Consider the following 11481-nt stretch of genomic DNA (forward strand, 5'->3'; position numbering starts at 1 on the left):
ACACTGGGCTGCGGCATGCGCATCACCGCTCTTCGCCGGAGGAGATCCGTCCCATGCTGTCCGAACCCGCCCCTGCCGCACCCACCCCTGCCGAAGCCACCCCCGTGGAGCTGGCCGACCGGCTCACCCGTGCGGCCCGCAACCTGCAGGCCCTCGCCACCGAGCGCCACCTCGCCGGAAGGCGCGGGCGGCCGACGCCGTGCGAGGGCCTCGACGTCCACCGGCTGTGCGAGCACCTGCTCGCGACCATGGTCCGCAGCAGCTGCGCCGCCGCGCGGAAGCCCGTCCCGCCCGGCGCGCCCGTCACGCTGACGGACGCGCCCTGGCGGGTGTATCCGCCGGTCGTCGACCGGCTCGTCGCCGCCTGGTCGAAGCCGGCGGCCTGGGAGGGTGAGGGGGCCAGCGAGGGCGGACTCACGATCCTGGAGCTGACCGTCCACGGCTGGGACCTGGCCCAGGCCGTCGGCCAGGGCTTCAAGGCCGCGGACGACGTGGTCGCCACCGCCGCGGCGGCCGCGCGGCGGATCGCTCCGCAGGCCCGCGCCACCGGTGCGTTCGGCCCGGAGCTCTCGGCCCCGGCCGACGCCACCGCGCTGGAGCGCCTGCTCGCCTTCACCGGGCGCAGGGCCGGCTGACGGCGGATACCGGGATGATGCTCCGCGCGATGATCATGATGGTTAGGGTGGCGGCATGTCGACACCCAACCGGCACATCGTGTTCGAGGCCCTGCACAACTTCCGTGACCTGGGCGGCTATCGAGCCGCCGACGGGCGGCCCATGCGCTGGGGCCGGCTCTACCGTTCCGACTCGCTCGCCAAGTTGACGAGCGAGGCCGACCTGTCGGCGTTCGCCGCGCTCGGCGTCCGGACGGTGATCGACCTGCGCCACGGCTTCGAGATCGAGGCGCGCGGCCGCGTCCCCGAGCGGACCGGCGTGACCTGGCACCACCTCAGCATCGAGCACCGCCCGTACGATCAGGCGACGTTGGGCCCGGAGGTCAAGGCGGGCCCGTATCTGGCCGAGCGGTTCCGGGAGGTCGCCGAGGACGGCGTGGTGGAGATCCGGCAGGCGCTGGACGTGATCGCCGACTCGGACTCGGGCCCGCTGGTCTTCCACTGCGCCTCCGGCAAGGACCGGACGGGCCAGCTCGCCGCGACGGTCCTCGCCCTGCTCGGCGTCGACGAGGCCGACATCGTCGCCGACTTCGCACTGACCGACCGGGTCCGTGCGCTGCTGCGCGCCTCCCACGTGGCCAACCACGGCAGCGAGCCGACCTGGCCCGACTACGGCGCAGCCCCGGCCGAGGTGATGGAACGCTTCCTCGCCGGGATCAGCGCCGACTACGGATCGGTGCGCGGCTACGCACACAAGTGCCTCGGCGTGGGCGACGCCCTGGTCGAGCGGCTGCGGGACACGCTGCTCGAGCCGTCGGCGTGACGGCGCCCGGCGGTCGTTGACCTTCACCCTGGGGCAGGGCCCAGCATCGTTCGCACCGGGGCCGCGTCGGTCCCGGTGCGAGGAGGAGGGGACATGGCGGAGCTGCTGACCATCGGCGCCTTCGCGCGGCTGGCCGAGCTCACGCCGAAGGCGCTGCGGCTCTACGACGAGCTGGGCCTGCTGCGCCCCGCGCACGTCGACCCCGCGTCCGGCTACCGGTACTACGAGCCGGTCCAGTTGGAGCGGGCCCGGCTGGTCGCCCGGCTGCGGCTGCTCGGCATGCCGCTGGCGCGGATCACCTCGGTCTGCACGCTGCCGCCGGCCGCGGCGGCCGACGAGGTGGCCGCGTACTGGGCGCAGGTCGAGCACGACACCGAGTCCCGGCGCCGGCTGGCGCGCCTCCTCGCGGACGACTTCAAGGGGAAGGAACCCGCCACGATGAACACCACCGTCTTCGGCCTGAGCGGCGCCGCCGCGTCCGACAGCGGCCTGGTCCGCGCGACGAACCAGGACACCGCCTACGCGGGCCCCGGCCTGCTGGCCGTCGCGGACGGCTACGGCCCCGCAGGCGCGCGGGCCGGCACCCTCGCCGTCGAGGCGCTGAAGGGCCTGACAGGTCCGCCGGAGCGGAGCGCGGGGGTGGCCCTGGAGGCGGCTAACCGTGGCATCGCCGGGCTGGGCGAGTCCGGGACGACGCTCACCGCGCTCGTGTGGAGCGGAACGGAGCTCGTCCTGGCGCACGTCGGCGACTCGCGCGCCTACCTGCTGCGCGGCGGTGAGCTGCTCCGGCTCACGACCGACCACTCCCACGTCCGCACGCTGGTCGACGAGGGGCGTCTCACCGAGGAGGAGGCCGCGGCCCATCCGCAGCGGGCGCTGCTGACCCGGGCGCTCGACGGCCGGGAGGGCAGCAGCGCGGACGTGTCGGCGCGTCAGGCCCGGCCCGGCGACCGGTATCTGCTCTGCTCCGACGGGGTGTCGGCGGTGCTGCCCGAGGCGGAGATCCGCCGGGTGCTGGTCGCGGCGGAGGATCCCGACGCGGCGGTGCGTGAGCTGGTCGCGCTCGCGCGCAGGGCCGGCGGGCCGGACAACGTCGCGGTCGCGGTCGGGGACGTCGTGCAGCGCCCGCGAAAGGCGGACTAAGGGGGAGGGGCGCGGGGAGAGACCTCCCCGCGCCCCTCGGCGCAGTCGTGGCCGTAAGGACTACAGGCCGAGCGACTTGGCGATGACCATCTTCATGACCTCGCTGGTGCCGCCGTAGATGCGGAAGACGCGGTTGTCCGCGTAGAGGCGGGCGATCGGGTACTCGAGGATGTAGCCGTAGCCGCCGTGGAGCTGGAGGCAGCGGTCGACGACGCGGCTGCACACCTCGGTGGTGAAGAGCTTGGCCTTGGCCACGTCGGCCGGGGTCAGCTCGCCGGTCTCGAAGGCCTCCAGCGCGCGGTCCACGACCGCCTGCGCCGCGTCGACCTCGGCCTCGCAGGCCGCCAGCTCGAACTTGGTGTTCTGGAACGACGCGACGGACTGGCCGAAGACCTTGCGGTCCTTGGTGTAGGCCACCGCCAGGTCGACCGCCGCGCGGGCGGAGGCGTAGGCGCCGACGGCGATGGCGAGGCGCTCCTGGACGAGGTTGTGGGCCAGGTAGGAGAAGGCCTTGCCCTCCTCGCCGAGGAGGTCCTCGACGGGGACCTTGACGTCGACGAAGGCGAGCTCGCCGGTGTCGGAGGTGCGCAGGCCGATCTTGTCGAGCTTGCGGCCGACGGAGTAGCCCGGGAGGGTCGTGTCGACGCAGAGGATGGAGAGGCCGGCGCGGCGGTCCTCCGGCGTGGCCGGGGAGGTGCGGGCGATGACCAGGACCAGGTCGGCCTGGACGCCGCCGGTGATGAAGGTCTTGGCGCCGTTGAGGACGTAGTGGGTGCCGTCCTCGGAGAGCTTGGCGGTGGTGGTCATGCCGGCCAGGTCGGAGCCGGTGCCCGGCTCGGTCATGGCGATGGCGGTCATCATCTCGCCGGAGACGAACTTGGGGAGCCAGCGCTTCTTCTGCTCCTCGTTCGCGTACTCCATGATGTACGGCAGGCAGAGGCCGGTGTGCACGCCGGCGGAGCCGAAGCTGACGCCCGCGCGGGCGCACTCCTCGGTCACGATGGCCTGGTACTTGAAGCCGGTCATGCCCGCGCCGCCGAACTCCTCCGGCACCTCGATGCCGAAGACGCCCAGCTCGCCGAGCTTCAGGTAGAAGTCCTTGGGCGCGTGGCCTGCCTGCTCCCACTCCGGGTAGACCGGGACGACCTCCTTGGTGATGAAGTCGCGGATGGTCTCCCGGAACGCCTCGTGGTCCTCGGTGAAAACGGTGCGGCGCACGACGGCGCTCCTCTCCTGGAAAGCTTGTCGAACGAACGTTAAGTTAATGAGGAGTAGCCCTCCTGTCCAGACTGCCGCGATGTGAGCCTGCGCGCTATCCGGTGAGGACGGGCGCACGCCGAGGCCCCGGCCGCGCGAAGGAGCGCGACCGGGGCTGAACGATCGCTCAGTGCGTCGGGGAGGCGGATGAAGCGCCCAGGGCGGCGTCCGGAGAGGCCGTCGGCAGCGGGGCCGGGGCGATCAGCTGCACGTCCGAGGCGCGGACGAAGGCGATCCGGTGGTTGAACCGGATGGGGTAGTACTGGGTCGCGCCGATCACGACCGTGCAGCTCGCAGGGCCGGACGCGGCCGCGCAGCCGTAGCCCGCGGTGGCGAAGTCGCCGCTCACCTGGGAGCTCGCGAGGTAGGCCTGCCCGGGGGCGATGGTGTCCGCCAGCGGGGTCAGCTGCTGCGCGGGCGAGGCGGCGAGCGATGCCAGCGCGGCCGGGTAGGCGGAGGGCTCGGGGTAGGCGCGGTCGAAGACCGGGATCGGCTGGTCGCCGGTCGGGGTGACCAGCGTCATCGCGGCTCCTGCCGCCGGGGCGGGCACGAGGGTGTCGCGCCACTGCGGATCCTCGAACCAGGCCTCCCGGCCGCCGTACCAGACGCCGACCCAGTCACCCCCGTCGTCGGATCCCGGGACCACCCCGGCGACCACGAAGGTCTGCCCGTAGGCGGCCTTGTCGCTGTCGTCCGAGGCGGCGGTCGTGCCGCCGTTCAGCAGAGGCGCGTCGGCGGCCGGAGCCTCGCGCAGGTAGACGAAGTTCGCCGGGTGCGAGGGGCAGGCGTGGTTCGCGCCGCCGCAGCCCGTCAGGTCCGGTTGCGTGGTGCGGTCGTACGGCGGGGCGACGGTGACCGCGCCGCCCACCACCGGCTGCGCGCGCAGGCCGGTCAGCGGTGCGCCGGCCAGTTCGAGCAGGCGGCTCCAGTCCCAGTACGGGGCGGTGTCCGCGTTCGTCGGGGAGGCCACGTCGTCCGGGGCGTCCGGGGCGTCCGGGGCGTCCGCCGTGGCCGAGGCCTGCGCCGACGCCGGGACGTCGTCCTGGCCGAGCAGGTGCTCGCGGTCCAGCGGGATGCCGAACCGCGCCGCCAGGTAGCGGACCAGGGCGGCGGTGGACTCGTACGTGGACTCGGTGTACCAGGTGCCGGTCCGCAGCGCGAAGCCCTCGTCCTCGATGCCGATCGAGTGCGCGTCGACGGTCCTGCTGCCCGAGTGCCAGGCGACGTCCCTGGTGGGGACGAGTTGCGTCACCGAGCCGTCGCGGCCGACGAGGTAGTGGGCGCCGGCGTAGGAGGTCGGGTCCTGGGCGAAGGCGATCGCGCCCTCGCGCGAGCCGTCGCTGTCGTGCAGCACCAGGTACTGGATGCCGTCGCCGTCGGTCGGGCGGTCGGCCTGCGCGTAGTCGCCGTAGTCCGTCGTGCTGCCCTTGGCGTCCTGCCGGTAGGCGGCGGGCGTGAAGGTGCAGGCGAGACCGGACGGGCACTCCGGCGTGGCCCCGCCGCCGTTGCCAGGAGCGGCCAGGGCGGCGAGCGCGCCGTCCAGCTGCGAGGGACGGACGGAGGGTGCGGCCGGGAGCGACACCCGCTGGTTGTCGTCGGTCAGGCGGCTCGCGCCGCGCTGGATGACGTCGTAGACGCGCGCCGCGAACTGCTGTCCGGCGGAGGGGGTTTCGGCCTGCGCGTAGGAGACGACGGCCGGCCACCACAGCGCCGGATCGGCGGGCAGGGACGCCTGGGCGCCGGCCTGCGGGTGCAGTCCGCGCTCGTACGAGGCGAGCAGGGCCGCTCCGCCGCGCACGCTCTGCCGCATGTCCGTCTTCAGCCGCTTGGCCGTCACGCCGGCCAGCGCCGCGGCGGTCTGCAGGGTGTGCAGCGCGGGGGAGGCCATGTCGATCCGGCGCAGCTCGGTGAGGGACCGGGCCGAGGGAAGCCGGGTGCCCGCCCCCGCGCCGCTCACGTCCGGCCGGACGGAGCCGGCGAGGTCGCCGGGGAGGACCTGGACCAGCCCCATCACGTTGTAGTTGCCGGTGGTGCTCGGCCGCCCGCCGTGGGACTCCCACAGGGTCTCCTCGTAGGAGACCGCCAGCAGGACCTGCACCGGCACGTGGAACTCGGCCGCGGCCTGGGTGAAGTCGTGCTGCAGCGCCGTCGAGGGCCGGGAGGGCACGCCCGGCCAGGCCAGTGAGCCGACGACGGGCGCGGCCGTCGGGGTGGGTCCCTTGACGCCGCCGCGGTTCGGGGCGGCCTCGGCGACCGCGCCGACCACCAGCGCGCCGGCGGCGAGCACGACGCCCATGCCGATCCAGCGCCTTGACCGTCTGCGGACGTGTCGAGCCGTCAACGCGTGCCTCTGCAAGTCTGTCGATGCCGCCGTGGAGGATTCCGTACGGTCGTGCGTACGGAGGGTGCAGCAGTGGACCTGATGGTTCGTGAGAAGTATCGGTCGCAAGTGAGCGTGAGGTTAGCACTGGTGGCACCGGGACCGGTCCGGGGGGTGAGACCGGGAACGCTCCGATCCGACGTGTGGGGCCCGTGAGTGCGAGGATGTGTCCATGGCGGATGCGAACCTCTCCCCGAACGGGCCGCAGCAGGTGCTCGAGGCCGGCGACTACCGCGCGGTGATCAGCGGCGTCGGCGCCGGGCTACGGGCGCTCAGCCACCGCGGGCGCCCGCTGGTGGTCAAGTACCCGGCGGAGGTCCAGCCGCCCGGCGGCGCCGGGCAGCTGCTGATCCCGTGGCCCAACCGGGTCCGCGACGGCCGCTACCACTGGCAGGGCGAGGACCGTCAGCTGGACCTCAGCGAGCCCGCCACCGGCAGCGCCATCCACGGCTTCACCCGCTTCCTGCCCTGGCGCGTGGTCGCCGAGGACGCCGGGCACGAGAGCGCCTACGTCCGCTTCGGCCTGCGGCTCTACCCGATGCACGGTTACCCGCACATCCTCGAGCTCACCGCCCACTACGAGCTGAACGAGGCCGGGCTGACCGTCGAGGTCGCCGCCCGCAACCGGGGCGACACGGCCGCCCCCTACGGTCTGGGCGCCCACCCGTACCTGACGCTCGGTCGCGGCCCGGGCAGCATCGACGAGGCGGTGCTGGAGGTCCCCGCCGACACCTGGCTGCCCGTCGACGACCGCAAGATCCCGACCGGAGCACGCGAGTCGGTGGACGGCACGCAGTACGACTTCCGCAAGCCGCGCCGGATCGGCGGCACCCAGCTGGACACCGCCTGCACCGGCCTGACCCGCGACGCCGACGGCCTGGCCCGGGTCCGGCTCACCGACCCGGACGCCGGCCGCGGCGTCGAGCTGCGGCTCGGCGCGGGCACCGACTGGGTGCAGCTCTACACCGGCGACACGCTGCCCGCCGCCTACCGCCGGGCGGGCATCGCCGTCGAGCCGATGAGCTGCCCGCCGAACGCCTTCGCGACGGGTGAGGACGTGCTCGCGATCGAGCCGGGCGCGCGGGTCGCGCACCGATTCGGTATCGGCGCGCTCTGACGTCGCCGCGGCGGGCGGTCGCCGCCCTACAGTGGGCCCGAAGGCACGTTGAGGGGGAGGGGCCCGATGGCCGAGCGACCGCTGTGGGCGCCGCAGGAGCTGGACACGCCGGAGCAGATGATCGCCGAGGCGCGCAAGGCGTTCTTCGTCATGTTCGCGTTCCTGGTGGTGATCTGGGCGCTGCAGATCCTCAACTGGGTGGACAGCCAGCGGCTCTCCTTCGAGTACGGCGTGATCCCGCACGACGTGGGCCGCCTGCAGGACATCTTCGCGGCGCCGTTCCTGCACTTCAGCTGGGCGCACATCGAGTCCAACTCGGGCCCGCTGTTCGTCTTCGGCTTCCTGGCCGCCTACCGCGGCGTGGTGCGGTTCCTGTGGCTGACCCTGCTGGTCACCGTCACCAGCGGGCTCGCGGTCTGGTTCTTCCAGGGCGGCGACACGGTCGGCGTCGGCGCCAGCGGCGTGATCTTCGGGTACTTCGGCTACGTGGTGCTGCGCGGCATCTTCGACCGGCACCTGATCGACACCCTGATCGGGCTGGTCATGGCGGCCTCCTTCGCCTACCTGGTCACCATCGTCGTCCCGGGCACGCCCGGCGTCAGCTGGCTCGCCCACCTCGGCGGTCTGGTCGGCGGCATCGCGGGCGCGTGGCTGCTGCGCGACCGCCGGCCGAAGGCCGTCGCTCCGGCGGGCGGGGGCGCGTCGGGTGGCGGGCCCTCGGGCGCCGTCCCGGCGCCGGTCGCGGGCCCGTCCACGGGGCGGCAGCAGCCCGCCCTGCCCGGCGACCGCTCGGACCTGCACAAGGAGCTCGGGGACCTGGGCTTGCTGTGAGCCGTCTGGGAGGTTCCGGTGAGCCGCCGGTGAGGCCTCGATGAGCCCGCTGAGGAAAACTCCCAGGGAACTCACAGCGATGGCGTAGCGCCACCTCATCGATTTCTCATCCAGCCTCGGCACGGTGTTCCGCATGACCACCGCTCCGGCCGATGCCTCCTCCGAGCTCCGCCGTCCCGACGGCACCCCCGTGCGGGTGCTGGTCGTCGACGACGAGGCGCCCCTCGCCGACCTGCTCTCCATGGCCCTGCGCTACGAGGGCTGGCAGACCAGCACCGCCGGCGACGGCGCTTCCGCGATCCGCGCCGCCCGCGACTTCCGCCCCGACGCGGTGATCCTCGACGTGATGCTGCCCGACCTGAACGGCCTGGAGGTGATGCGCCGCCTCCGCGCCGAGCAGCACGACATCCCGGTGCTGTTCCTGACCGCGAAGGACGCCGTCGAGGACCGCATCGCCGGCCTGACGGCCGGCGGTGACGACTACGTCACCAAGCCGTTCAGCCTGGAGGAGGTCGTCGCCCGCCTGCGCGGCCTGCTGCGCCGCAGCGGCGCGGCCGCGGCGCGCAGCGAGTCGCTGCTGGTCGTCGGCGATCTGACGTTGGACGAGGACAGCCGCGAGGTCCACCGTGCGGGCACGTCCATCCGCCTGACGGCGACCGAGTTCGAGCTGCTGCGCTTCCTGATGCGGAACCCGCGCCGGGTGCTGAGCAAGCCGCAGATCCTGGACCGGGTCTGGAACTACGACTTCGGCGGCCAGGGCAACGTCGTGGAGCTGTACATCTCCTACCTCCGCCGCAAGATCGACGCCGGTCGCACCCCCATGATCCACACCATGCGCGGCGCGGGCTACGTCCTCAAGCCGGCCCCGGTGGAGACCGCCGCGACCGCGTCATGATCCGCAGCTGGTCGACCTGGCCTCTCAGGGTCCGCCTGGTCGTCACCATGACGGTGCTGTTCGCGGCCGTGCTCGGGGCGATCGGCGTCGCCAGCGCCGCGCTGCTCCACGAGAACCTGATGGCCAACCTGAACAACCAGGTGCAGGACACGTTCATGCGGGCCGCAGGGCCGGGCGGCAAGGACCACTTCATGGTGGGGCCGGGGCTGGCCCAGGACGCGGTCGGCGTGGTGCTCGACCAGAACGGCACCGCGCAGATGAACGGCCGGTCCGACTACGTCACGCGGACGCTGACCGCCGGGCAGATCGCGGCGTTGGCCGCCGTGCCCGCCGACGGCGCCTTCCACGACATCACTGTCCCAGGGCTGGGTGCCTACCGGGCGCTCAGCGACCCCGCCCAGGGGCCGGGCAGTCCGGCCGACAGCCGGGTCGTGGTCGCCCTGCCGGAGGCGCACGTCGGCGAGACCGTCTCCGAACTGATCGTCACCGAGGCGGTCCTGGGTGTCGCCGGGGTGATCCTGGTCGGGTTCGTGGGCTTCGGGCTGATCCGGGTGTCCCTGCGGCCGCTCGACCGCGTCGCGGCGACCGCCGCGCGGATCTCGATGCTGCCGCTGCACGAGGGCGAGGTCGGGCGGCTGAACCGGGTGCCCGCACAGGACACCGACCCGCGGACCGAGTCCGGGCTGGTGGGGGCCTCGCTGAACCGGATGATCGACCATGTCTCCGCCGCGCTGGAGGCGCGTCACGCCAGTGAGACGCGGGTGCGGCAGTTCGTCGCCGACGCCTCGCACGAGCTGCGGACGCCGCTCGCGTCGATCAAGGGCTATGCCGAGCTGACCCGGCGCAGCCGGGAGAGCGTGCCACCGGACGCCGCGTACGCGCTCGGGCGCGTGGAGTCGGAGGCGACGCGGATGACCGCGCTCGTCGAGGACCTGCTGCTGCTCGCCCGGCTGGACGCCGGCCGCCCGCTGGAGCGGGAGCCGGTGGATCTCGCGCCGCTGGTCGTGGACGCCGTGCGGGACGCCCACGCGGCCGTGCCGGACCACCGGTGGGAGGTGCGGCTCCCGGAGGACGCCGCCGCCGAGGTCGTCGGGGACGAGAACCGGCTGCGGCAGGTGCTGGTGAACCTGCTGGCCAACGCGGGCAAGCACACGCCCGCGGGGACCACCGTCACGGCCTCGCTGACCTGCGAGGACCGGTGGGCGGTGCTGGCCGTCGCCGACGACGGACCGGGGATCCCGCAGGAGCTGCTGCCCACGGTCTTCGAACGCTTCGCGCGCGGTGACGGCTCCCGGTCGCGCAAGGCGGGCAGCACGGGGCTGGGGCTCGCCATCGTCGCGGCCGTCGTCGCCTCGCACGGCGGGCAGGTGTGGGTGACCAGCGAGCCCGGCGAGACGGTCTTCACCGTGCGGCTGCCGCTGGAGACCTCGGCGCTCCCCGCCGTCGCCGTCGCCGCGACGAGCTGACGGCGGGCCCACAGGAACGGCACACGCGGCCGACAGTGTGCTCGGCGACGGTGGGGAGCATGACCGCTACGCTCCCCGAACCGACCGTCGACCAGCCCGGCCGGCCGCCGTCCGCGCGGCCTGCCGCGCGTGACCCACGCTGGGCCAGGCCGGCGTTCCTGTGCCTGCTGGGCCTGACCGCGCTGCTCTACCTGTGGGACCTGGGCGCGTCCGGCTGGGCCAACCAGTTCTACTCGGCGGCCGTCCAGGCGGGCGCGCACAGCTGGAAGGCGATGTTCTTCGGCTCCTCGGACTCGGCGAACTTCATCACCGTCGACAAGCCGCCCGCGTCGCTGTGGGTGATGGAGCTGTCCGCGCGGCTCTTCGGCGTCAACGCGTGGTCGATCCTGGTGCCGCAGGCGCTGGAGGGCGTCGCCGCGGTCGCCGTGGTGTACGCGGCGGTCAGGCGCCGCCTCTCGGCCGGGCCCGCGCTGCTCGCGGGCGCGGCGCTGGCGCTGACACCCGTCGCGGCGCTGATGTTCCGCTTCGACAACCCGGACGCGCTGCTGGCGCTGCTGCTCGCGCTGGCCGGCTACGCCGTGCAGCGGGCCCAGGAGCAGGCGCGCACGCGGTGGCTGGTGCTGGCCGCGGCCTGCGTCGGCTTCGCCTTCCTGACCAAGACCCTGCAGGCGTTCCTGGTGCTGCCCGCCTTCGGTCTGGCGTACCTGCTGTTCGCGCCGACGGGGCTGTGGCGGCGGGTGCGGCAGCTGCTGCTGGCGCTGGTGGTGCTGGTGGTCAGCTCCGGCTGGTGGGTGGCGGTCGTCGAGCTGACGCCCGCCCAGTACCGGCCGTACATCGGCGGCAGCCAGCACGACGACTTCCTGGAGCTGACCTTCGGCTACAACGGCTTCGGCCGGATCACCGGCTCGGAGACCGGCAGCGTCGGCGGCGGCGGGGGCGGTGCGGGCGGTGGGGG

General features: G+C 73.6%; 10 protein-coding genes. 8 read left to right on the forward strand and 2 right to left on the reverse strand.

Going from position 1 to position 11481, the window contains the following annotated elements:
* Window positions 1-53 precede the first annotated feature (53 nt).
* From TR49_RS27050 to TR49_RS27060, 3 genes are all read left to right on the forward strand, one after another.
* Window positions 54-635, forward strand: a complete 582-nt coding sequence (locus TR49_RS27050) for a TIGR03086 family metal-binding protein (protein WP_052434670.1) — start codon at window positions 54-56, stop codon at window positions 633-635.
* Between the two features lie 55 nt (window positions 636-690).
* Entirely contained in the window at window positions 691-1437 is a 747-nt protein-coding gene (locus TR49_RS27055) for a tyrosine-protein phosphatase (protein WP_042386406.1), read from the forward strand.
* A gap of 93 nt (window positions 1438-1530) precedes the next feature.
* Entirely contained in the window at window positions 1531-2580 is a 1050-nt protein-coding gene (locus TR49_RS27060) for a MerR family transcriptional regulator (RefSeq protein ID WP_042386408.1), read from the forward strand.
* A 60-nt stretch (window positions 2581-2640) separates the two neighbouring features.
* Here the strand turns inward: TR49_RS27060 and TR49_RS27065 are convergent, their stop codons facing one another.
* The gene (locus TR49_RS27065) at window positions 2641-3798 is read right to left on the reverse strand and encodes an acyl-CoA dehydrogenase family protein (protein ID WP_042386410.1); all 1158 of its coding nucleotides are present in this window, start codon (window positions 3796-3798) and stop codon (window positions 2641-2643) included.
* Window positions 3799-3964: 166 nt separating this feature from the next.
* Entirely contained in the window at window positions 3965-6133 is a 2169-nt protein-coding gene (locus TR49_RS27070) for an N-acetylmuramoyl-L-alanine amidase (protein WP_052434671.1), read from the reverse strand.
* A 256-nt stretch (window positions 6134-6389) separates the two neighbouring features.
* Here TR49_RS27070 and TR49_RS27075 point away from each other — a divergent pair, with 256 nt between their 5' ends.
* The 5 genes from TR49_RS27075 to TR49_RS45835 form a co-directional block, all read left to right on the forward strand.
* Window positions 6390-7334 (forward strand): aldose 1-epimerase family protein, encoded by a 945-nt coding sequence (locus TR49_RS27075; RefSeq protein WP_042386412.1) that lies wholly within the window; start codon window positions 6390-6392, stop codon window positions 7332-7334.
* Window positions 7335-7400: 66 nt separating this feature from the next.
* Complete coding sequence (locus TR49_RS27080; RefSeq protein ID WP_042386414.1) at window positions 7401-8165, forward strand: rhomboid family intramembrane serine protease; 765 nt, start codon at window positions 7401-7403, stop codon at window positions 8163-8165.
* 133 nt (window positions 8166-8298) lie between these two features.
* Window positions 8299-9060: a response regulator transcription factor gene (locus TR49_RS27085; RefSeq protein ID WP_042386415.1), complete on the forward strand. Its 762-nt coding sequence runs from the start codon at window positions 8299-8301 to the stop codon at window positions 9058-9060.
* Window positions 9061-9107: 47 nt separating this feature from the next.
* Window positions 9108-10526, forward strand: coding sequence for a sensor histidine kinase (locus TR49_RS27090; protein WP_236653549.1), 1419 nt, complete (start codon window positions 9108-9110; stop codon window positions 10524-10526).
* 59 nt (window positions 10527-10585) lie between these two features.
* Window positions 10586-11481 (forward strand): glycosyltransferase family 39 protein (locus tag TR49_RS45835; RefSeq protein ID WP_236653550.1); only part of this gene is annotated, 896 nt, incomplete at its 3' end.

The organism is Streptacidiphilus melanogenes, from assembly GCF_000787835.1.
Lineage (GTDB): Bacteria > Actinomycetota > Actinomycetes > Streptomycetales > Streptomycetaceae > Streptacidiphilus > Streptacidiphilus melanogenes.